General features: G+C 71.2%; 21 protein-coding genes. 15 read left to right on the plus strand and 6 right to left on the minus strand.

Going from position 1 to position 21,388, the window contains the following annotated elements:
- The first annotated feature begins 26 nt into the window (after positions 1-26).
- Together Actob_RS34735 and Actob_RS34740 are read left to right on the plus strand one after the other, a co-directional pair.
- Positions 27-881, plus strand: coding sequence for a GNAT family N-acetyltransferase (locus Actob_RS34735; RefSeq protein WP_284916138.1), 855 nt, complete (start codon positions 27-29; stop codon positions 879-881).
- 13 nt (positions 882-894) lie between these two features.
- The gene (locus tag Actob_RS34740) at positions 895-1,635 is read left to right on the plus strand and encodes a class I SAM-dependent methyltransferase (RefSeq protein ID WP_284916139.1); all 741 of its coding nucleotides are present in this window, start codon (positions 895-897) and stop codon (positions 1,633-1,635) included.
- An 87-nt stretch (positions 1,636-1,722) separates the two neighbouring features.
- Here the strand turns inward: Actob_RS34740 and Actob_RS34745 are convergent, their stop codons facing one another.
- Positions 1,723-4,023, minus strand: a complete 2,301-nt coding sequence (locus Actob_RS34745) for a HelD family protein (protein WP_284916140.1) — start codon at positions 4,021-4,023, stop codon at positions 1,723-1,725.
- 177 nt (positions 4,024-4,200) lie between these two features.
- On the opposite strand from Actob_RS34745, the gene Actob_RS34750 reads away from it, so the two are divergent.
- Positions 4,201-4,713, plus strand: a complete 513-nt coding sequence (locus Actob_RS34750; protein WP_284916141.1) for a hypothetical protein — start codon at positions 4,201-4,203, stop codon at positions 4,711-4,713.
- Positions 4,714-4,769: 56 nt separating this feature from the next.
- Here Actob_RS34750 and Actob_RS34755 read toward each other — a convergent pair whose 3' ends face one another.
- Complete coding sequence (locus Actob_RS34755; RefSeq protein WP_284916143.1) at positions 4,770-5,621, minus strand: sigma-70 family RNA polymerase sigma factor; 852 nt, start codon at positions 5,619-5,621, stop codon at positions 4,770-4,772.
- A gap of 106 nt (positions 5,622-5,727) precedes the next feature.
- On the opposite strand from Actob_RS34755, the gene Actob_RS34760 reads away from it, so the two are divergent.
- Complete coding sequence (locus Actob_RS34760) at positions 5,728-7,332, plus strand: DEAD/DEAH box helicase (RefSeq protein ID WP_284916144.1); 1,605 nt, start codon at positions 5,728-5,730, stop codon at positions 7,330-7,332.
- Between the two features lie 267 nt (positions 7,333-7,599).
- Here the strand turns inward: Actob_RS34760 and Actob_RS34765 are convergent, their stop codons facing one another.
- Positions 7,600-8,250, minus strand: coding sequence for a hypothetical protein (locus Actob_RS34765; protein WP_284916145.1), 651 nt, complete (start codon positions 8,248-8,250; stop codon positions 7,600-7,602).
- A 17-nt stretch (positions 8,251-8,267) separates the two neighbouring features.
- Here Actob_RS34765 and Actob_RS34770 point away from each other — a divergent pair, with 17 nt between their 5' ends.
- The gene (locus Actob_RS34770; protein ID WP_284916146.1) at positions 8,268-8,438 is read left to right on the plus strand and encodes a hypothetical protein; all 171 of its coding nucleotides are present in this window, start codon (positions 8,268-8,270) and stop codon (positions 8,436-8,438) included.
- 4 nt (positions 8,439-8,442) lie between these two features.
- On the opposite strand, the gene Actob_RS34775 is transcribed toward Actob_RS34770, so the two are convergent.
- From Actob_RS34775 to Actob_RS34785, 3 genes are all read right to left on the minus strand, one after another.
- Entirely contained in the window at positions 8,443-9,489 is a 1,047-nt protein-coding gene (locus Actob_RS34775) for an App1 family protein (RefSeq protein ID WP_284922441.1), read from the minus strand.
- Between the two features lie 169 nt (positions 9,490-9,658).
- Entirely contained in the window at positions 9,659-10,354 is a 696-nt protein-coding gene (locus Actob_RS34780) for a hypothetical protein (RefSeq protein WP_284916147.1), read from the minus strand.
- Between the two features lie 96 nt (positions 10,355-10,450).
- Entirely contained in the window at positions 10,451-10,768 is a 318-nt protein-coding gene (locus Actob_RS34785; RefSeq protein ID WP_284916149.1) for a hypothetical protein, read from the minus strand.
- A 95-nt stretch (positions 10,769-10,863) separates the two neighbouring features.
- Here Actob_RS34785 and Actob_RS34790 point away from each other — a divergent pair, with 95 nt between their 5' ends.
- The 10 genes from Actob_RS34790 to Actob_RS34835 all read left to right on the plus strand — a co-directional run bounded on the left by Actob_RS34790 (position 10,864) and on the right by Actob_RS34835 (position 21,388).
- On the plus strand, positions 10,864-11,727 hold the full coding sequence (locus Actob_RS34790; protein WP_407653475.1) for an NAD-dependent protein deacetylase: 864 nt from the start codon (positions 10,864-10,866) through the stop codon (positions 11,725-11,727).
- A gap of 155 nt (positions 11,728-11,882) precedes the next feature.
- Entirely contained in the window at positions 11,883-12,887 is a 1,005-nt protein-coding gene (locus tag Actob_RS34795) for a LacI family DNA-binding transcriptional regulator (RefSeq protein ID WP_284916152.1), read from the plus strand.
- A gap of 191 nt (positions 12,888-13,078) precedes the next feature.
- Positions 13,079-14,764 carry an ABC transporter substrate-binding protein gene (locus Actob_RS34800; protein WP_284916153.1) on the plus strand — a complete coding sequence of 562 codons (1,686 nt, stop codon included), beginning with the start codon at positions 13,079-13,081 and terminating at the stop codon, positions 14,762-14,764.
- A gap of 75 nt (positions 14,765-14,839) precedes the next feature.
- Entirely contained in the window at positions 14,840-15,895 is a 1,056-nt protein-coding gene (locus tag Actob_RS34805) for an ABC transporter ATP-binding protein (RefSeq protein ID WP_284916154.1), read from the plus strand.
- The gene (locus tag Actob_RS34810) at positions 15,892-16,872 is read left to right on the plus strand and encodes an ABC transporter permease (protein WP_284916155.1); all 981 of its coding nucleotides are present in this window, start codon (positions 15,892-15,894) and stop codon (positions 16,870-16,872) included. Before Actob_RS34805 ends, Actob_RS34810 begins: the two co-directional genes overlap by 4 nt.
- Before the next feature lie 66 nt (positions 16,873-16,938).
- Positions 16,939-17,973: an ABC transporter permease gene (locus Actob_RS34815; RefSeq protein ID WP_284916157.1), complete on the plus strand. Its 1,035-nt coding sequence runs from the start codon at positions 16,939-16,941 to the stop codon at positions 17,971-17,973.
- Entirely contained in the window at positions 17,970-18,947 is a 978-nt protein-coding gene (locus Actob_RS34820; RefSeq protein ID WP_284916158.1) for an ABC transporter ATP-binding protein, read from the plus strand. Before Actob_RS34815 ends, Actob_RS34820 begins: the two co-directional genes overlap by 4 nt.
- A gap of 62 nt (positions 18,948-19,009) precedes the next feature.
- Positions 19,010-20,317: a GH1 family beta-glucosidase gene (locus Actob_RS34825; RefSeq protein ID WP_284916159.1), complete on the plus strand. Its 1,308-nt coding sequence runs from the start codon at positions 19,010-19,012 to the stop codon at positions 20,315-20,317.
- Positions 20,314-21,144 carry a class I SAM-dependent methyltransferase gene (locus Actob_RS34830; protein WP_284916160.1) on the plus strand — a complete coding sequence of 277 codons (831 nt, stop codon included), beginning with the start codon at positions 20,314-20,316 and terminating at the stop codon, positions 21,142-21,144. Before Actob_RS34825 ends, Actob_RS34830 begins: the two co-directional genes overlap by 4 nt.
- A 43-nt stretch (positions 21,145-21,187) precedes the next feature.
- On the plus strand, positions 21,188-21,388 hold the full coding sequence (locus Actob_RS34835) for a hypothetical protein (RefSeq protein ID WP_284916161.1): 201 nt from the start codon (positions 21,188-21,190) through the stop codon (positions 21,386-21,388).

Genomic DNA, 21,388 nt, shown 5'->3' on the forward strand with positions numbered 1-21,388 from the left:
CCGGGCTTTTTCATTAAGGTCGCCATATGGGCGAATTCGTGGTGGCACCCGCCAGCGTCGACGACATGGGCCTGCTCGCGGAATGGGCCACCGCGGAGGGCTGGAACCCGGGCACCGGTGACGAACGGATCTTCTTCCCGGTCGACCCCGGGGCGTTTCTCGTCGGCCGGCTCGACGGTCACCCGATCACCTCGATCTCGGTGGTCCGCTACGGCACCGGGCACGGGTTCCTCGGGTTCTATCTGACCGTTCCGGAACACCGCGGCCGGGGGTACGGCCTGCGCACCTGGCAGACCGGCCTGCACCGGCTCGCCGGCCGGGTGATCGGCCTCGACGGCGTCGTGGCCCAGCAGGCCAACTACCGCAGGTCGGGCTTCCAACCGGCCTGGACCAACATCCGCTACCGGGGTGTCCCCCGGCTCGACCCGGTCGCGACCGGCAGCACCCTGGTGGACGCCCGCGGTGTCAGCTTCCAGGAACTGGCCGCCTACGAGCGCCGATTCGGCCCGGCGGGCCGCGACACGTTCCTGGCGCTGTGGATCTCCGCGCCGAACCACCACGCGCTCGCCGTCCTGCGCGACGGGGCGCTGGCCGGTCTCGGCGTCCGCCGCCCAGCCGCCGAGGGCGCCCGGATCGGTCCGCTGTACGCCGCCTCCCCGGAGATCGCCGCGGAACTGCTGAACGCGCTTTCCCACGACGAGGACGACGATCGCCTGTCCGAGATCGCCCTCGACGTCCCGACCGTCAACGGCGACGCCGTGGCGCTCGCCGAACGCGCCGGCCTCACCCCGTCCTTCGAGACCGCCCGGATGTACACCACGGCCCGCCCCGACATCGACGTGTCCGGATTTTATGCGGTGGCCTGCCTCGAACTCGGCTGATTAGGGTCCGGGGATGCCCGACGCGCATTTCGCCGATCCCCGGCTCGCTCCGCTCTACGACCATTTCGACGCCGATCGAGGTGACCTCCCCGCCTACCTGGCGCTGATCGACGAGTTCGCCCCGGACCGGGTCCTCGACGTCGGCTGCGGCACCGGGACCCTGGCCACCCTGCTGGCCACCGGCGGCCGCACGGTGATCGGTGCCGACCCGGCCCTGGCCTCGCTCCGCGTCGCCGAGCGGAAACCGGGCGCCGGCCGGATCACCTGGCTGCACGCCGGCGCCGCCGGCCTGCCGGACGTCTGGGCCGAACGGGCACCCGCCGACCTGGCGATCATGACCGGCAACGTCGCTCAGGTCTTCCTCGCCGACGACGACTGGACCGCCGCGCTGCGCGGCATCCGCGGCGTGCTGCGCCCCGGCGGCCACCTGATCTTCGAGGCGCGCCGCCCGGAATTCCGCGCCTGGGAGGAGTGGGCCGCCACCCAGGCCCCGGCCACGCTGGAGATCCCCGGCGTCGGACCGGTGGAGCGGCGGTTCACCCTCGGCGAGGTCCGGCTGCCGCTGGTCTCGTTCCGGTACGAATTCCGCTTCCCCGGCGGCGAGGTGCTCACCTCGGACTCCACGTTGCGTTTCCGGACGCGGGAGGAGACCGAGGACACGCTGGTGGCGGCCGGTTTCACCGTGCTGGAGGTGCGGGACGCGCCGGACCGGCCGGGGCGGGAGAACGTGTTCGTCACGCGAGCCGGGTCCTGACCGGCGCGGGGCGGGGGCTCCCCGGCGTACGCCGCAAGGGCGGTCCTGAGGAAAGCGGCCCCGCCGGGAAGGCAGGGCCGCGATCGGTCAGGCGAGCGAGCCGAGCACCGCCGGGAGCGGGGCGGTGTGCAGGACGCCGAGGCGCTGGGTGGCGCGGGTGACGGCGACGTAGAGGTCGGACAGACCACGCGGGCTCTCCGCGACGATCTCGTCGGGGCAGACCACCAGGACGGAGTCGAACTCCAGGCCCTTCGCCTGCCGGACGGTCATCAGGACCACATGGTTGAGCAGGTCGGGCTGCTCTCCCACGGCCGCGCCCGGTACGGCCTCGACCAGGGCCTCCCCCAGCGACGACTCCAGGCCCGCCGGGACCAGCACCCCGACGCGGCCGGGCTCGACGGCGGCGGCCTCCTTGCGGACGTCGGCGATCAGCTCCTCGGCGAGGGTGCCGGTGAGCACCCGCCGGGCCCACGGGGTAACCCCGGCCGAGCGGACCGAGCGGGGCGGTTTCAGCTGCGGGTCGACGGCGGCCAGGACGTCGGCCGCCACAGCCATCACCTCGGCCGGGGTGCGATAGTTGACGCTCAGCTCGACGAGCCGCCAGCGCTGCCCCACGTAGGGCTCGAAGACCTGGTCCCAGGTGGTGCTGCCGGACAGCTCCGAGGTCTGCGCGACGTCACCGACCACCGTCATCGAGCGGCTCGGGCAGCGGCGCATCAGCAGCCGCCAGGCCATCGGCGACAGCTCCTGCGCCTCGTCCACGATGACGTGCCCGAAGACCCAGGTCCGGTCGGCGGCGGCGCGCTCGGCGGCGGTCCGGGTGTCGATCACCTCGTGCCGCTCCACGAAGGCGCTCGCGTCGACCACGTCGACGGCGGAGAGGATCTCCTCCTCGACGTCCTCGAAGTCCAGCGAACGGGAGCCCTCGACGATCTCCAGGACGCCCTCGGCGTACTCGATGGCCGCCTCACGCTGCCGGGCCGCCTCCCGCCTCTTCAGCGTGTCGTCGACCCCGAGCAACTCGGCCAGCTCGTCGAGCAACGGCACGTCGGCCGGCGTCCAGCCGTGCGCCCGGTCCCGCAGGAACGACGCCGGCAGCCCGGCGGACTCCAGCCGGTCGGCGTCGGTGAGCAGGTCGCGCAGCACCTGCCGGGGAGTGAGCACCGGCCAGAACTCGAACAGGACCCGCTGCACGTCGACGTCCTCGCGCAGCTCCCGGCGGGTCTCGGCGAGGTCGGCCTCGGAGAGCAGGTTGTCCCCGCCCAGCGGGTCGGCGCCGATCCGCTCGGCGATCTGCAGGGACAGCTGGTGGATCGCCTCGGTCACGAAGATCGCCCGGGCCACGTTGTGCGGTTTCGCCGACCTGCGGGCCGCGGCGCGGGCGTCCTCGAGGACCGCGCGGTCGATGCGCAGCGGGTAGCCGTCGTGGTCCACCTCGACGAAGTCGTCGGGCACGGTCTGCCGGTCGGCGACGGCGTTCTCCAGGGCCGGCAGCATCAGGTCGAGGTCGCCCTTGAGCGCGGCGATCCCGGCCGGCTCGGCGGCCCGGGCCCGCACGCCCGGGAACATGTCGCCGAGGGTGGCCAGCAGCACACCGGTCTCGGCGAGCGACGGCAGCACCTGGGAGATGTAGCGCAGGAACGTGGTGTTCGGCCCGAGGATCAGCACCCCGGAGCGGGTGAGCTGCTGGCGGTACGTGTAGAGCAGGTAGGCCGCCCGGTGCAGGGCCACCGCGGTCTTGCCGGTCCCCGGGCCGCCCTGCACCACCAGCGCCCCGGCCAGCCCGGACCGGATCACCTCGTCCTGCTCGGCCTGGATGGTCTCGACGATGTCGCGCATCCGGCCGGTCCGGTTCGCGGTCAGCGCGGAGAGCAGCGCCGCCTCCCCGGTCACGTCCTCGCGCCCGGAGCCGTCGCCGGCCGAGAGGTCCAGCACCTCGTCGTCGATGCCGGTCAGCACCCGGCCCCGGGTGCGCAGGTGCCGGCGCCGGGTGACCCCGTCCGGGTTGACGGCCGTGGCGAGGTAGAACGGCCGGGCCGCCGGGGCCCGCCAGTCGATCAGCAGCGGATCCTCGTCCCGGTCCTCGGCGAACAGGCCGAGCCGGCCGATGTAGCGCTCCTTGGCCGCGGCGAAGTCGAGCCGGCCGAAACACAGCCCGTTCTCCACGGAATTCATCTGGGCGAGCTGTTCCGCGTAGTGGGCGCGAGTGGCCTCGCGCTGGGTGCGGCCCTGGGGGGTGCCGCCACCCTCCAGCAGGATCGCCTTGAGCCGGCTGTCGGCCTGCTCGCGCAGCTGGTCGAGCCGCTGGTAGAGCGCGGTCAAGTACGCCTGCTCAGAATCGATGTCGGCGTTCGAGCTTGACAAAATCGCCCCTTTTCGTGCTATCATTCCGGCCGCTGGCAACCATTTTCGATGGTTGCCATTTCTGTTGGCACAGACTGTTTACGGCAAACGACCAGACTAGCCGACCCGGCGAGGGTTACGGGTTCGCCGGTGAGTGTCAGGAAGTCGTCAACGACACGCCGGGGCCGTTACGCGAGGCGGCGTGCCGGGATTAACCGGGACATGGACAACAACCACCCGTACCGTCTTGCCGTCCTGGCCCTCGCCGCCGTCGCCACTCTCGGCGTGACCGCCGGCTGCTCCGGCGATGACGACACCCCGGCCGGCAACGCCGCCGCGGCCGCCGCCGGCGGGCCGGAGCCGAAGACCCTCGATGGGGCGAAGACCGCCGCGCAGACCGTGTTCGACCGGTTCAGCGGTGGCGACTTCGCCGGCGCCTGGGAGATGTACACCAGCGCCGGCAAGCAGTCGATCAGCAAGGACGACTACGTCAAGCTCAACCAGGCCTGCTCCCGCAAGGGGCTGGCGATCACCCTGACCAGTGCCCGGATGGAGGGCACCGACCGGGCCATCGTGATCGCGAAGCAGCTGGTGGCGGCGCAGTCGTACACCATGGTCTACGAGAACGACGCGTGGAAACTGGAGCCGGCGGCCGAGGGGCTGGCGCTCTACAAGCTCGGCGCGGCCAAGGCGATCGCGGCCCAGAAGAAGGCCGGGACCTGCGCGAACTCGTGACAACGGTTTTGGGGCCCGCCGCGAACCGCGGCGGGCCCCGGCCAACCGGGATGGTTCTAGGCCGCGACCGGGATCCCGTCCGGGCCGGTCAGGGCGAGCCGGGTGCGCAGCGTGCCGCGGCTGGCGATCCGGTCGTAGTACGCCGCCCGGCGCCGCGCCACGCAGCCCTCCTTGGGCGGGTTCTCCGCGGCGAGCGCCGGGTCCAGGTGGGTGTTCAGCCCGTCCCGCAGCAGCACCAGCGCCTCGGCGCGCAGCTGCGACACCCGGGACTCGCTGACCCCCAGGTCCGCGGCGATGTCGGCCATCGGGCGCTCCTCGAAGAAGTAGCCCTGGACGACCACGCGCAGCCGGTCCGGCAGCGCGTCCACCGCGTGCCGCAGATAGCCGAGACGCTCCCGGAGGATCAGCATGTCCTCCGGCCCGGGCGTGCGTTCGGTCACCAGGTCGTCGGCCGTCGCGGTGGCGAAGCCCTGCAGGCTGAACACCGTGGCGCGGTGCACGTCGTCGGCGGCGTGCTCGATGTCCTCGACCGTGCAGCCCAGCCGCTCGGCCAGCTCCGGCACGCTCGGGGTGCGGCCGAGCTCGGCGGTCAGCTCCTCGCGGGCCGCGTCGGTCCGGCGGGCCCGCTGGCGGACCGAGCGGCTCGCCCAGTCCAGCCCGCGCAGCTCGTCCAGCAGGGCGCCGCGCACCCGGGCGGCGGCGAACCGGGGGAAGGGCACGCCCCGCTCGGCGTCGAAACCGCGGGCGGCGGCGACCAGCGCGGCGTACCCGGCGGAGAGCAGGTCATCGCGGTTGACGTGGGCGGGGACCCGGGCCAGCATCTCACGCACCAGGTGCCCGACGAGCGGCATGTTCGCTCGCACGATGTCCTCGCCACGCCGATCGACGGCAGGTGCCTCACCGTTCATCAGGGGTCTCCTCAGTACCGGCCGGGAGGGTGTCCGGCGCTGAGAAAAAGATCTGCGAGGCTGAGTGCTACCCGGTTCGATACCGGGTGCAGAGTGGTTGCCACGGATGATCGGTAGGATTGACCTCCAACTGACCTACGGAGAGTTACCCCCTTTGACATCGTTCATCGAGCTAGGCGTCCCCGCCGTTCTGTCCGGCGCCCTCGCCGAGCTCGGCATCACCACACCGTTCCCGATCCAGGCGGCCACGCTGCCTGACTCGCTCGCCGGCCGTGACCTGCTCGGCCGTGGGCGTACCGGATCCGGGAAGACGTACGCGTTCCTGCTGCCGGTGGTCACCCGCCTGGCCGCCGGCAAGACGCGTCCGAAAGCGGGCCGCCCGCGTGCGCTGATCCTGGCGCCCACCCGGGAGCTGGCCACTCAGATCGAGGCGAGCCTGCGTCCGCTGGCCGCCGCGATGGGCCTGAGCACCCTCACCGTCTTCGGCGGGGTCGGCGCGAACCCGCAGATCGCCGCGCTCCGCAAGGGCGTGGACGTGCTGGTCGCCTGCCCGGGACGGCTCGACGACCACATCCGTAACGGGCACGCCTCGCTGGACGCCGTCGAGATCACCGTGCTGGACGAGGCCGACCACATGGCCGACCTGGGCTTCCTGCCGGTGGTCCGGCGGCTGCTCGGGCAGACCCCGGCCGGCGGGCAGCGGCTGCTGTTCTCGGCGACCCTGGACAACGGCATCGACGTCCTGGTCAAGCAGTTCCTCCGGAAACCCGTCACGCACCACGTGGACGCGGCCGCCCAGGCGCCCGTCGAGATGGACCACCACGTGCTGCACGTCCAGCCGGACGACCGGTTCCCGGTGCTCGTCGAGCTGCTCGCGGCGCCCGGCCGGTCGGTGGTCTTCACCCGGACCAAGCGACGTGCCAAGGTGCTGACCCGGCAACTGATCGCGGCCGGGGTACCGGCCGTCGAGCTGCACGGCAACCTGGCGCAGAACGCGCGGAACCGGAACCTGTCCGCGTTCGCCGACGGGAGCGCGGAGACGCTGGTGGCCACCGACATCGCCGCCCGCGGCATCCACGTGGACGACGTGACGCTGGTGGTGCACGCCGATCCGCCGGTGGAGCACAAGGCGTACCTGCACCGGTCCGGCCGGACGGCCCGCGCCGGCGCCCGCGGCACGGTGATCACGCTGATGACCGACGACCAGCAGGCCGACGTGCGCGACCTGGCGCGCAAGGCGGGGATCCGGCCGGTGACCCGGCGGGCGCGCCCCGGCGACGCGCTGCTGGCCGAGCTGGCACCGGGCGAGCGGACCTTCGTCTCGCCGGCACCGGTGCAGCCCGCCTCACCGGCGCGGCCGGCCTCTCCCGAGTCGGCGGGGTCGTCCCGGCGGCGGCGGGGTGGTCGCGGCCCGTCCGGTGCCGGGGCCGCTCCGGCGGCGGGCCGTGGGGCCACGTCGACCGCTGGCCGTGGGGCCGCTCCGGCGGGTCGCGGGGCCACGTCGGTAGCGGATCGTGGGGCTGCTTCCGGCTCGGGTCGTGGGGCCGCTTCCGGCTCCGGGCGCGGGGCGGCGGACAAAGCCGGCTCGCCGACGCCACGGTCCGGGCAATCACGGACGAACCGCTCCGGTACGCCTCAGCCCCGTCCGTCCACGGGTGGTGGCGCGGCCGCCTTCTCGGCTCGCGCGGGCGGTCGCCGCGCCGGTCGCTGACCCGTCGCGCCCCGTCCCACCCGGACGGGGCGCGAAACTGGGCAGCACCGGGCGCAACGCCACGCGTGGCCGGACCAGACCGGGCACTGGGCCGGGTGGACCACCACCTCCAGGGTGACCTGAACCGTCCGCTGGATCGGCCCCCGGCCGGCCCCGGACACCCCGCCGCCACCCGGTCCACCGCGCACCGGGCGACGAACCGGTACCCGTCACCCACCGGCTCCCACGCATCGCCGGTGCGTCGCCGCGGGCGTACCGGAAAGCCGGTCAGGCCTGCGGGACGCGGACGGCGATCTCGTCGCCGAGCTTGAAGCCCGTGCTGAGCTCCAGCTCGTCGCCGGACCAGAAGCGGCCCGGGTCGTACCAGTTCGCCTTGCGGTTGCGCGGCAGCAGGCCCATGTCCTCATAGGTCACCGCGACGACCTCGGCGCAGTAGGCGCGTTCCAGGGTCGCCGGATCGCTGTCCGACGGCTTCCACGGGGGACGGATCTGCGGGACTCGGCCGCGGACCCAGCGCCAGGCCAGCTGCGACGTGGAGGGGAACGGGGTGCCGTCCAGGCGAGCGACCGTCTTGAGGGCCTTGTCCTCCATCACCCGGGTGACGCCCGGGTCGAGTTGGCGCAGCCAGCCGCGCTGGCCGTACCGGCGGGCCCAGACGGTGACCGCGTCGCGCAGGTCGTGCAGCTGGACGCCGCGCTGGAAGGTGCCCGACCACAGGTCGGGCAACGACTTGCCCAGCTCGGCGTGCCACATCAACGGTGGCATGTCCTCGATCACCAGGGACATCCCGACATGGTTCACCGGGCTGTTGGTGAGGGTCTGAATGGCACGATCCGGCCCGGAGCGCCCCCGGAAGATCCAGATGTCACCCGTACGCGTCAGGTCGATGGCCTCGTCGAGGCTGATGTCGGCAACCACGTGTCTATTCTCAGCAGATGCGGTGGTGGAAGATAGCGGGACTGGCGGGGCTGGCAGGAGTGGCGGCGACCGGGGCGGTGATCGCGCGGGCCGAGCGCAAGCGCCGGGCGTACTCCCCCGACGAGATCCGGGAGCGGCTGCACAAGCGGGTGGCCGAGGCCACCGCGCCCGCCGAGACCGCCGAGTGACCCGTCATCGGGTGAGGTCCGTGTCGCGCAGCAGCGACCAGAGGCCGGCGCCGTCCGGGGCGGCGAACCACGTCTTGCCGCCGGACGGCACCGCCTCGGGCGTCTCGGTCGGCCCGGGGATGGCGCCGGCCAGCACCGCCTGGGTCGGCGAGAGCCGGCGGATCGCCACGGCCGCCACGTTGTCCGGGTGCTCGCGGGCGAACTCGGAGTAGATCTCCTGGTCGTGCTGGCCGTCGTCGCCCACCAGCAGCCACTTGATCTCCGGGAACTCGCCGGCCAGCCGGCGCAGCGTGTTGCGCTTGTGCTCCTGGCCGCTGCGGAACCAGCGGTCCGGGGTCGGTCCCCAGTCGGTGAGCAGGATCGGGCCGGCCGGGTAGAGATGCCGGCTGAGGAAGCGGGTCAGGGTGGGCGCCACGTTCCACGCGCCGGTGGAGAGGTAGATCACCGGGGTGCCCGGGTTCGCGTTGACCAGGCGCTCGTAAAGGACCGCCATGCCGGGGACGGCCATCCGGGCGTGCTCGTCCAGCACGAACGTGTTCCACGCGGCGAGCATCGGCCGGGGCAGCGCGGTGACCATCACGGTGTCGTCGATGTCGGAGATCACGCCGAACCGGACAGCCGGATCGATCACCCGGATCGGGGCGTCGGCCGGGGCCGCGCCCTCGCAGTGCAGCCGGACGGTGGCCCAGCCCGGCTCGAGGTCGCCCTTGACCCGGCAGTCGACATAACCGCTGCGGTCGGTGCGGGTCTCGGTGACGCTGCCGCCGACCTCGACGCGCACCACGGCGCCGCTCACCGGCGTGGTGGTGAAGCTGCGCCAGCCGCGCACCTTCTCCCGCTTCTTCCGAGCCGGGCGGGGCCTGGACAGCAACACCCGGCCCATCACCCGGGCCCAGCCGGGTGCGCCGTAACCGGTGTAGGCCGTGATGTACGGCTTCCAGCCCCGGTTGCGCAGGTTGCGCTCGATGATCTCGTGCACGGCGTCCTCGACCAGGGCCGCCCGGTGCATCCGGACCGCCTGGGCCTGCTCCGCCGGTGTGACCGCCACCATCTCCTCCTCGCCGTCCGGCCGCTCGGTCCGACGAGCCGTGCCCACCGGAGGCGGTCACGGCAAGTCGGCCGTGCCCGCCGGACGCGGCCACGTCAAGCCGCCCCGCCGTGGCAACGTTACCGGGCCGCTGTTACCGGCCGCTTGTGAACAAACGGCTCCAGGATGGACGTCACGCCGCCGCCGGGAATTCGGCGGTCGTCCATTGCTCGGCCCACCACTGCTGGTCGGCCGGCTCCGGGACGTCCACCCGCAGCGGCGCCTCCATCGCCTCGGTGCGCAGCGCCCGCAACGCCTCGGCGGCCGCCTCGGCGCCGCGCCAGGCCGACCGCTCCTTCTCCACCGCCGCGTAGTAGTCGGCCAGCCGGTGCGCGCGGACCGCCTGGGCCAGCACCGACTCCTGCTGGACCGGGTGCAGCCGGGGATTCCAGCCGCGATGCGCCAGGACGTCGTTGAGCTGGTCCATCGACAGCTCCTGGGCACGGCATCGAGCGGTGGCGGCGCGGTGCAGGTAGCGCTGCCGGTCGACGTTCTCGCCCGGCTTGCGCCGGCGGCTCAGCAACGGGTAGGCGCCGGCGGCGGCGATCCGCTTGGCGTCCCGATCGGCTTTCTCGTACGCGGTCCAGGCCGCCTCCACCGCCGCCTGCGCCGCCTCCCACTCGGCGCGCCGGCGCTCCGCCGTCCCGGCGGCCCGCCCGGCGGCGATGGTCACCTCCTCGGCGTACCGCTCGCGCTCGGTGGCGGCCGGGGTCAACTCGGTGAGAATCCGGGGCACCGAGACGGTGGCCGCGGCGACGGCGAGGAGCAGCACGATGATCAGCCAGATACCGACGGCTTGCGGGATGGAGCTCAGGAATGCGGAATCCACGGAACACCCCCAGTTGAGCGGAACGACGAATCGACAGGCCGGCTTACACGGTTGATCCGGGACGGGCCATGGGCGGCGCGTCCGGCGGCGGAATCGTCAGCGGGCCGGTGGTGCGCGCGGGTCGCCGGTGACCGGGACGAGCCCGACCGGCGGGGTCACCGGCTTTCCGATCGGCTGCGGGGCCGGCTCCGGCGTGGCCGGGGTCTCCTCCCGGGCCTGCTGGGCGGCTTGCTCCTCGGCCGGCGCGACGGTGGCAACCGCGGCCACCCGCTGGATCGGTTCAGCGGCCGGGGCCGGGGCGGTGGCGGGCAGGCGCAGGGTGACGGCCAGGGCCAGCAGGGCGAGGCCGGTGAGGAACCGCAGCAGCCGGCGACCATCCCACGGTCGGTTCGCCTCTTGCGCCACAGCGGTCACAGGATCAACCTACCGGCGCGGACGGCAACGCGCACCGGTGCTTCCGGACACGGCCACCGGATGGTGGTCACCTCCCGTCACCCGGGCGAGGGACGATGTTCTCCATGGACCTCGAGGTGGTGGAGCAGGTGGCCCGGCTGGACGGCTGGCTGGGCGAGGGCGGCGTGGTGGTGCTCAGCGGGGCGGGCCTGTCCACCGACTCCGGCATCCCGGACTACCGCGGCCCGTCCGGCTCGGCCCGGCGCAACACCCCGATGACGTACCAGACCTTCACCGGCGATCCGCTGGCCCGGCGGCGCTACTGGGCGCGCAGCCACCTCGGCTGGCGGACCATCGGTCTGGCCCGGCCCAACGACGGGCACCGGGCGGTGGCCCGCTGGCAGCGGGCCGGGCTGCTGCACGGGGTGATCACGCAGAATGTGGACGGCCTGCACCAGGCGGCCGGCGCGCGGGACGTGGTCGAGTTGCACGGCAACCTGGCCCGGGTCGTCTGCCTGGCGTGCGGCGCGCTGAGCTCGCGTTCGGCACTGGAGAGCCGGCTGACGGCGGCGAACCCGCACTTCACCGCGGCCGCCGCGGCGGTGAACGCGGACGGCGACGTGGAGCTGGCCGAGTCGGAGCTGGACGGGTTCACCGTCGTCGACTGCCTGGACTGCGGCGGGCTGCTCAAGCCGGACGTGGTCTATTTCGGCGAGACGGTGCCGGCCGGCCGGGTGTCCCGGGCGTTCGAGCTGGTCGCCGGGGCGCGCACGCTGCTGGTCCTGGGTTCCTCGCTGACCGTGATGTCCGGGCGCCGGTTCGTGCTGCGCGCGGTGAAGCAGGGCGTCCGGGTGGCGATCGTCAACCGCGGCGTCACCCGCGGTGAGCCCTATGCCGATCTGATGATCGACGCGCCCCTCGGGGTGATCCTCCCGAATCTGGCCTCCGGGACCGATACATACCGATTGTTGCCGCAGTAAACGAAACCGGTTCCGGCTGGTTATCGGACCGAAACCTAAATAGATCTCGCGGGCATTGACGTGACTGCCCTCACTGCGGTTGACTGCCGAAACCGGTCCCGAAACCGGTTCCGAACCCCGGAGCAACCAGCCGGACACAATAACTCGGAGGAGCTGTGCCGATCACCATCGCCGACGTGGCGGCTCGGGCCAAGGTCAGTAAGACGACCGTGTCCCGGGTTCTCAACGGCAAGGGTGAGCTGGACGAGTCGACGGCGGCGCGGGTCCGCGCGGTGATCGACGAGCTCGGCTACGTTCCCAGCGCCCGCGCGGTGAACCTGGCCCGCGGCCGCACGCGGGTGGTCGGCATGCTGGTGCCCTCGCTGACCTGGCCCTGGATGGGCGAGGTGCTGCAGGGTGCGGTGGACGTGCTGGAGGCCGAGGAGTACGGCCTGCTCCTGTTCACCTGCAACCGCGGTGACGACTCGATGCGGCAGTTCGCCGCCCAGGTCGCCGCCAAGTCGTTCGACGGCCTGCTGGTGATCGAGCCGGAGGGCACCCTCGACTACATCAAGACCCTGCACCACCGGGGCCTGCCGATGGTGCTGATCGACGACCGGGACCAGCTGTCCGGCGAGCAGATCCCGACCGTCGGCACCACCAACCACAGCGGTGCGGCCGACGCGGCCCGGCACCTGCTGGAGATCGGGCGCCACAAACCGCTCGTGATCACCGGGCCGTCCCGGTTCGGCTGCACCGTTCAGCGCACCGACGGCTTCACCTCGGTCTTCGCCGAGGCGGGCCATCCGATCCCGGCCGAGCACGTGGTGCTCGGCGACTTCACCCGCGCCGCCGGCGTCGAGGGCGTACGGGAGGCGATCGCCGCCGGACGCGACTTCGACGCCGTCTTCTGTCACAACGACCTCTGCGCCTTCGGCGCCGTGCAGGCCATCCTGGACAGCGGCCGGCGGGTGCCGGAGGACGTCGCGGTGGTCGGCTTCGACGACATCCCGATGGCCGGTCACCACCAGCCGCCGTTGTCCACTGTGCACCAGCCGATGCGGGAGATGGGCGAGGCCGCGGCCCGCACCCTGCTCGCGCACTTCGACGGCACCCCGCTCCCGAACCGGCCGACGGTGATCCCGGCGACGTTCACCGTGCGTGCCTCCACCCAGGCGTAGACCAGACGAAAGCCGGGCTCGGACCACGAGAGCCAGGCACCGACCAGAACCTGAAGGACACCGTTCGACCGGCCACCGGGCCGGCCGGGCACCCTGGCGCACCTCGGGGCCGGCAGCCGCCGGTCACGCGATGCCGCACGCCTCCGGGCACCCCTCTCACCCGAAAAATCGCTATCCGAGGAGATTCTCCGATGCAGAGAAGGAAGCTGTTCGCGGCCGCCCTGGCGGGCGTGATGGTCACGGGCGGCCTGGCCGCGTGTGGCGACTCGCCGAACGACAACAAGAACGCCAACAACAGCAAGGCCGCTGACTTCCTGTCGATCGGCATGCCGAACGGCACCGTCACCCAGAACAACAACCCGTTCATCGGCACCTCGGCGGCCGCCTCGCTGGGCTACCGCTGGACCATCTACGAGCCCCTCGGCATGTGGAACAACGTCAAGCCGGCCGAGAAGGCGAAGCCCTGGCTGGCCAGTGAGATCACCTGGGCGCCGGACTACACCTCGCTCGACGTGACCATCCGCGACAACGCCACCTGGTCGGACGGCGAGAAGCTGACCGCCGAGGACGTCGCGTACACGTTCAACCTGATCAAGTCGAACGCGGCGCTGAACATCTTCGCGATCCCGCTCGACCAGATCACCGTCGACGGCAGCAAGGTGAAGATCACCTTCAAGTCGTCGCAGTTCACCACGTGGCACAAGATCATCAGCCAGATCCCGATCGTGCCGAAGCACATCTGGGAGAAGATCTCCGACCCGGCTACCGACGCGATCGAGAAGCCGATCGGCAGTGGACCGTACACCCTGAAGACGTTCAGCCAGCAGGGCATCGTGCTCGAGCGCCGGGAGAGCGGTTACTGGCAGGACAAGCCGGCCATCAAGGAACTGCGCTACACGTCGTACACCGACAACGCCGCGCAGACCACCGCGCTGGCCACCGGCGCGTCCGAGTGGAGCTTCGTCTTCATCCCGAACTACCAGCAGGTCTTCGTCGCCAAGGACCCGGAGCACTTCAAGGTCTGGGCGCCGGGCGTGCTGGGCATCCACGGCCTGTACATCAACACCACCCGCAAGCCGTTCGACGACCCGAAGCTGCGCCAGGCGATGAACATGGTGATCAACCGGGCGGACATCTTCAACCAGGCCGAGGCCGGCTACTTCCACCCCGAGGTGAAGAGCGTCACGGGCCTGCCCAACGGCGCGGGTGACGCGTACATCACCGACGCGTACCAGGGCAAGACCTTCTCGGTCGACGTCGAGGGCGCGAAGGCGCTGCTCAAGGAGGCCGGCTACACGCTGGACGGCACCACGCTCAAGGACAAGAGCGGCAAGCCGGTCACCATCAAGCTGAGCGACCCGGCCCCGTGGTCGGACTACCAGACCAGCCTCGAGATCATCAAGAGCAACCTGGCGCAGATCGGCATCGCGGCCACCGTGGAGAAGCCGAACCAGAACGTCTGGGACGCCAACGTCCAGAAGGGCGACTTCGACGCGGCGCTGCGCTGGACCAACGGCGGCTCGACCCCGTTCGACATCTACCAGACCGTCATGGACGGCGATCTGATGAAGCCCATCGGCACCGCCGCCCAGCAGGGCAACTTCGGCCGGTTCAAGAGCCCGGAGGCGACCGCCGCGCTGAAGGCGTACGCCAACGCCAAGACCGACGCGGACCGTGCCGCCCCGCTCGCCACGCTCCAGAAGATCTTCGTGGAGCAGGCCCCGATGCTGCCGGTCGGCGCCGACAACGTCGGTGGCGCCTACAGCACCAAGAACTGGGTCGGCTGGCCCTCGGACGCGGACCCGTACGCCCCGTCGCAGCCCACCCAGTCCGGCGCGCTCGACGTGATCATGCACCTCAAGCCCGCCAGCTCCTGATCGCCTGACACGGGCGCCCCGGTCCTCGCCGGGGCGCCCGTCTTCCCTGCTCGCTGCTGGAAAAAGGACACCGGCATGACGTCGATCCCCGACGCGAAAGCGCCGGCCGGCGAGGTGGTGCTTGAGGCGATCGGCCTGACCAAGCACTTCCCCGTCCGCCGGAAGCTGCGCGACCTCTTCTCCAACCGGAAGGACGTGGTTCACGCCGTCGATGACGTGCACCTGGTCCTTCGCCGCGGCAAGGTGGTGGCCCTGGTCGGCGAGTCCGGCTCGGGCAAGAGCACCATCGCCCGGCTGCTCGCCCAGCTGTATCCCCGCACCGGCGGGGACATCCAGCTGCACGGCGAGACGACCAAGGTCAAGGGAGGCTCGGCGTTCCGCCGGTACTGCTCCCAGGTCCAGATGATCTTCCAGGACCCGTTCGCGTCGCTGAACCCCACGCACACCATCAGGTACCACCTGACCCGATCGCTGAAGATCCACGGCAACGCCGGGACCACCGAGGCCGACCTCGAGCAGGCGCTGCGCGACCTGCTGCAACAGGTCCAGCTGACCCCGCCGGAGCGGTACCTGGACAAGTTCCCGCACGAGCTCTCCGGCGGCCAGCGGCAGCGGGTGGCGATCGCCCGGGCGCTCGGCGCGCAGCCGGAGGCGCTGCTCGCCGACGAGCCGGTGTCCATGCTGGACGTGTCGATCCGGCTCGGCGTGCTGAACCTGCTGCGCGACCTGCGCGACCGGCTGGACCTGGCGATCCTCTACATCACCCACGACATCGCGTCGGCACGGTACTTCGCGGACGAGACGATGGTCATGTACGCCGGCCGGATGGTGGAGGGCGGCGACAGCGAGACGCTGACCCAGTCGCCGGCTCACCCGTACACCAGGCTCCTGATCGATTCCGCGCCGGACCCGGACCGGCTCGCGGGCGCGGCCGATGCCGGCGGCGCGGACGCCGGGAACGGCGAGCCGCCGAGCCTGATCCACCCGCCCACCGGCTGCCGGTTCCACCCGCGCTGCCCGGTCGCGATGGAGCGCTGCCGCACCGAGCTGCCGGTGCCCCTGGAGATCGGCGACGCGCCCGGTCACTGGGCCGCCTGCTGGCTGTACGACCGCGAAGAGGTGGCCAAGTGAAGTACCTGCTCCAGCGGATCGCCTTCTACCTGTTCACCGCGTGGGCCGCGATCACCCTGAACTTCTTCATCCCGCGTCTGGTCCCCGGCGATCCGGTGCAGTCGCTGATCACCAAGTACCAGGGTCAGATCAGCAGCCAGGCGGTCGACTCGCTGTACGTCCTGTTCGGACTCGACAAGAACAAGAGCCTCTGGCAGGAGTACCTGGACTACTGGGGCCAGCTGTTCCACGGCGACCTGGGCCTGTCGTTCACCTTCTTCCCGACGCCGGTCTCCGAGATCCTCACCAAGAGCCTGCCGTGGACCCTGCTGCTGGTCGGCATCACCACGATCATCAGCTTCTTCCTCGGCACCGGGCTGGGCGTGCTGGCCGGCTGGCGGCGCGGCTCCTGGGCCGACGGCCTGCTGCCGGTCACCACGTTCCTCTCCTCGGTGCCCTACTTCTGGCTCGGCATCATCGCGATCTACCTGCTCACCGGCCCGGACAGCTTCTTCCCGTCGTCCGGCGGCTTCGACAACGGCCTGGTGCCGGCGTTCGACCAGTACTTCATCCCGAGCGCGATCCGGCACAGCCTGCTGCCCGCGCTGACCATCCTGATCTCCTCGGTCAGCGGCTGGATCCTCAGCATGCGCAACATGATGGTGACAGTGTCCAGTGAGGACTACATCACCGTCGCGCACGCCAAGGGACTCTCCGACCGCCGGGTGGCGATGAGTTACGCGGCGCGCAACGCGCTGCTGCCGAACGTCTCCGGTTTCGCGCTCTCGCTCGGCTTCATCGTCGGCGGCACGCTGCTCGTGGAGATCGTCTTCTCCTACCCGGGCATCGGCTTCCAGCTCTTCCAGGCGCTGGGCGCCCAGGACTACCCGCTGATGCAGGGCATCTTCCTGATCATCACGATCTCGGTGCTGGTCGCGAACCTGCTCGCCGACGTGGCCTACCTGTTCCTCGACCCGCGCACCCGCAAGGAGGGCTGAGATGACGATTCTTATCCACCGAGGTGGGCGGTCCATCTCCAGCCGGGTATCCCGGAGGACCGCGCGGTGACGATCCCTACCTCCAGCATCGAGCAGGTGATCCCCGGTCAGGGGTCGATGGCACAGCCGGAGACCGGTAAGCCGGCCAAGGCCAAGCGGCAGCGGTTCCGGTTCGTCAGCAACAAGAAGGCCGCCACCGGCCTGATCATGCTGAGCATCTACCTGCTGTTCGCGATCATCGGGCCGTGGGTGGCGCCCTACGACCCGGACGCCCGCGGCGACCAGCTGATCCAGCCGCCCTCCGGCGACCACTGGCTCGGCACCACCCACCTCGGCCAGGACGTCTTCAGCCAACTGCTGGTCGGCACCCGCAGCGTGATGTTCGTCGGCTTCCTGGCCGGCACCATCGCCACGGTGCTGTCGGTGCTGATCGGGGTGACCGCCGGATACCTGGGCGGCAAGACCGACGAGGGCCTCTCCGCGCTCTCCAACGTCTTCCTGGTCATCCCGGCCCTCCCGCTGATCATCATCATCACCTCCACCCTGGAGAACGCCGAGGACTGGCTGATCGCCCTGGTCATCGGCCTCACCTCGTGGTCCTGGAACGCCCGCGTGCTGCGGGCGCAGACCCTGTCGCTGCGCCGGCGGGACTTCGTCGACGCGTCCCGGGCCACCGGCGAGAAGACCTGGCGGGTCATCGTCTTCGAACTGATGCCGAACCTGACCGCGGTGATCGCCTCCGGGTTCGTCGGCACCGTCATCTTCGCGGTGCTCTCCGAGATCACCCTGGCGTTCATCGGCGTCACCTCGGCCACCACCTGGAACTGGGGCACCATCCTGTTCTGGGCGCAGGGCCAGCAGGCGCTCGCCCAGGAGGCGTGGTGGTGGTTCATCCCGGCCGGTCTGGCCATCGCGCTGCTCGGCACCGCGCTCTCGCTGATCAACTTCGGGATCGACGAGTTCGTCAGCCCGCGCCTGCGCAGCGCCGGCAAGACCAAGATCAAAACCGCCTCCGGCCATACGGTACGGATGCGCATCGGCTTCACCCCGGTTCTTTCGCAAGGCGCTACGCCGGTCGTTCGGAAGGAGACCGTGCAGTGAGCGAGCCGGTTCTCGAAATCAGGAACTTGAACGTCGACTACGGTCTCGGCGACCAGGCGGTCCGGGCGGTCCGCGACGTCAACCTGACCCTGCACCGCGGTGAGGTGCTCGGCCTGGCCGGCGAGAGCGGCTCCGGCAAGTCGACCCTCGCCTACGGCATGACCCGGCTGCTCCCCCCGCCCGGCGTGATCACCGGCGGCGAGGTGATCTACCACCCGGAGAAGGGCGACCCGTACGACGTGCTCGGCCTCTCCGACCGGGAGCTGCGCGGCTTCCGCTGGGCCGAGACGGCGATCGTGTTCCAGGGCGCGATGAACTCGCTCAACCCGGTGCACAAGATCTCCACGCAGCTCACCGACGTGCTCCGGGCACACCGGCCGGAGATGACCGAGGCGGCCCGCAACGCCCGGGCGCGGGAGATGCTCAAGCTGGTCGGGATCGCCGCCGACCGGATGGACGCCTACCCGCACCAGCTCTCCGGCGGCATGCGGCAGCGGGTGATGATCGGCATGGCGCTGATCCTGCAGCCACAGGTGGTGATCATGGATGAGCCGACCACCGCGCTCGACGTGGTCATGCAGCGGCAGATCCTCGGCCAGCTGATCGAACTGCGCGAGCGGCTGGGCTTCTCGGTCGTCTTCATCACGCACGACCTCTCGCTGCTGGTCGAGTTCTCCAACCGGATCGCGATCATGTACGGCGGCCGGATCGTCGAGGAGGCGCCGGCCGCGGCGATCTACAAGGACGCGCTGCACCCGTACTCCAAGGGGTTGCTCGGCTCCTTCCCGGCCCTGCGCGGGCCGCGCCGCGAGCTGACCGGCATCCCCGGCTCGCCGCCGGACCTGAAAGGCATGCCGAGCGGGTGCTCGTTCCACCCGCGGTGCCCCAAGGCCTTCGAGCCGTGCCCCGACAAGATTCCCGTGCTGGTCCCCAGCGGGGGCGACCGGTCGGTCGCCTGCTGGCTGCACGAGTGAGCAGAGGGCCGGTCCCCTGCCGTCGGGACCGGCCCTCACCATTTCCGTCGAGGGGACTGCTTGTGAGCTTTACCTGGGGTGTGGCGACGTCGGCCTACCAGATCGAGGGGGCCGCCGCCGAGGACGGGCGGACGCCGTCCATCTGGGACACCTTCGCGCACGAGGTGGTCGGCGAGCACGGCGACGTCGCCTGCGACCACTACCACCGGATGCCGTCCGACGTGCGGCTGATCAAGAGTCTCGGGGTGGACGCGTACCGGTTCTCGGTGTCCTGGCCGCGGGTGCAGCCGGGCGGGCGCGGGCCGGCGAACCCGAAGGGGCTGGACTTCTACGACCGGCTGGTGGACGAGCTGCTGGCCAACCGGATCGAGCCGTGGCTCACGCTCTATCACTGGGATCTCCCGCAGGAGTTGGAGGACGCCGGCGGGTGGCCGCACCGGGACACGGCTCATCGGTTCGCCGACTTCGCCCAGCTGGTCTTCGACCGGCTGCGGGACCGGGTGCGGAACTGGCAGACGCTGAACGAGCCGTGGTGCGTGGCCTATCTGGGATATGAGCACGGGGTGCACGCTCCCGGGCGGCGCTCCTTCCCGGACGCGCTGAAGGCCACCCACCACCTGCTGCTGGGGCACGGCTTGGCCCACTCGATCGTGAAGACTCCGGAGAACACGGTCGGCATCGCTCTCAACATCGGCACCGCCACCCCGCACACCGACGACCCGCTGGACATCGCCGCGGCCCGCCGCGCCCACGACAACGTCGCCGGGATCTTCCTCGATCCCCTGGTCCACGGCCACTACCCCGCGTCGGTCGTCGCCGACCACGGCCACCTGCTGCCGATCCGGGACGGCGACCTGGAGATCATCAAGCAGCGACCCGACGTGCTCGGCGTCAACTTCTACTTCGGACAGGACTTCGCCGGGCGCGACGAGCGGGGCAACACCCACGACGCGAACGGCCGGCCGATCATCAGGGAGATCAAGCCGGACGTGCCGGAGACCGCGATGGGCTGGGCGATCACCCCGGACCGGTTCACCACGCTGCTGCTGGGCCTGCACCGCGACTACCGGCTGCCGCTCGCGGTCACCGAGAACGGCGCGGTCTACGACGACCACCCCGACCCGGACGGATTCGTGGCCGACGAGGGGCGGACGGCGTACCTGAAGGCGCACGTCGAGGCGACGCTCGCGGCCCGCGACCAGGGCGCCGACGTGCGCGGCTACTTCGCCTGGTCGCTGATGGACAACTTCGAGTGGGCCGAGGGGTACACCCGCCGGTTCGGCCTGGTCGCCGTCGACTACGCGACCCAGCGGCGGACGCCGAAACAGAGTGCGCTGTGGTTCCGGGACCGCATACGCTCCGGCACGTGAGCGATTACCTGACTGTCAACCGCGCCAACTGGGACGAGCGGGCCGGGGCACACGCCGCATCAGCCGATTACGGCTTCGCCCGATTCGCCGCCGACCCGGCGCACCTCAGCGACGTGGTCCGCTTCGACCTGCCGCTGCTCGGCGACGTGTCCGGGCGGCGAGCCGTGCACCTGCAGTGCCACATCGGCACCGACACGGTCTCGCTGTCCCGGCTCGGCGCCCGGATGACCGGCCTGGACTTCTCCGGTGAGTCGCTGAAGCACGCCCGCCGCCTGGCCTCGCTCGCCGGCGCCGAGATCGACTTCGTGCGGAGCGACGTCTACGCCGCCCGGGACGTGCTGGACGGCGAGTTCGACCTGGTCTTCACCGGGATCGGGGCGCTCGGCTGGCTGCCCGACATCAGGCGCTGGGCGCGGACGGTGGCGTCCCTGCTGGCTCCCGGCGGGCGGCTGTTCATCAGGGAGGGGCACCCGGTCCTGTGGGCGTGCGACTACGAGCGCACCGACGGGGTGATAGCGCTCGCCGAGCCGTACTTCGAGCAGGCCGAACCGCAGATCTACGACGAGGCGGGCACCTACGTCGACACCGATCACCGGTTCACCCACACGGTGACGCACGAGTGGAACCACGGGCTCGGCGAGATCGTCACCGCCGTACTGGAAGCGGGGTTGACCCTGACCGGGCTGGTCGAACATCGGAGCGTGCCGTGGAACGCGCTGCCCGGGCGGATGCGCCGGCTGGACAACGGCGAGTGGCAGCTGGCCGACCGGCCGGAGCGGCTGCCGCACACGTACACGCTGCAAGCCGTTCGTTTACCGAGCGCCTGAATCCGGGTACCTGCCGCGCATCCCCGATCTCAGGAGGCTCTCGATGCGCATCGGTGGCGTCATCATCGTCATCTGGCTGCTGATCGGCCTGTTCGCGGCCTTTCAGCGCGGTTACTTCAAGGACACCGGCGACGCGAGCTGCGCGAAGGCCGGCACCGTCATCGTCACCACGGTCGCCGGGCCGCTGAACTACCTCGGCCTCAACCCGAAGATCACCTGCGACGTCCCGGAACCCAGCAAGTAG

It is taken from the genome of Actinoplanes oblitus, assembly GCF_030252345.1.
GTDB lineage: Bacteria > Actinomycetota > Actinomycetes > Mycobacteriales > Micromonosporaceae > Actinoplanes > Actinoplanes oblitus.

Excerpts from the sequence above, each read along its gene's own strand:
- Actob_RS34735 (WP_284916138.1), top strand. The coding sequence starts at position 27 with ATGGGCGAATTCGTGGTGGCACCCGCCAGCGTCGACGACATGGGCCTG.
- Actob_RS34740 (WP_284916139.1), top strand. The coding sequence starts at position 895 with ATGCCCGACGCGCATTTCGCCGATCCCCGGCTCGCTCCGCTCTACGAC.
- Actob_RS34745 (WP_284916140.1), bottom strand. The coding sequence starts at position 4,023 with ATGATAGCACGAAAAGGGGCGATTTTGTCAAGCTCGAACGCCGACATC.
- Actob_RS34750 (WP_284916141.1), top strand. The coding sequence starts at position 4,201 with ATGGACAACAACCACCCGTACCGTCTTGCCGTCCTGGCCCTCGCCGCC.
- Actob_RS34755 (WP_284916143.1), bottom strand. The coding sequence starts at position 5,621 with ATGAACGGTGAGGCACCTGCCGTCGATCGGCGTGGCGAGGACATCGTG.
- Actob_RS34760 (WP_284916144.1), top strand. The coding sequence starts at position 5,728 with ATGATCGGTAGGATTGACCTCCAACTGACCTACGGAGAGTTACCCCCT.
- Actob_RS34770 (WP_284916146.1), top strand. The coding sequence starts at position 8,268 with ATGCGGTGGTGGAAGATAGCGGGACTGGCGGGGCTGGCAGGAGTGGCG.
- Actob_RS34775 (WP_284922441.1), bottom strand. The coding sequence starts at position 9,489 with ATGGTGGCGGTCACACCGGCGGAGCAGGCCCAGGCGGTCCGGATGCAC.
- Actob_RS34790 (WP_407653475.1), top strand. The coding sequence starts at position 10,864 with ATGTTCTCCATGGACCTCGAGGTGGTGGAGCAGGTGGCCCGGCTGGAC.
- Actob_RS34800 (WP_284916153.1), top strand. The coding sequence starts at position 13,079 with ATGCAGAGAAGGAAGCTGTTCGCGGCCGCCCTGGCGGGCGTGATGGTC.
- Actob_RS34805 (WP_284916154.1), top strand. The coding sequence starts at position 14,840 with ATGACGTCGATCCCCGACGCGAAAGCGCCGGCCGGCGAGGTGGTGCTT.
- Actob_RS34835 (WP_284916161.1), top strand. The coding sequence starts at position 21,188 with ATGCGCATCGGTGGCGTCATCATCGTCATCTGGCTGCTGATCGGCCTG.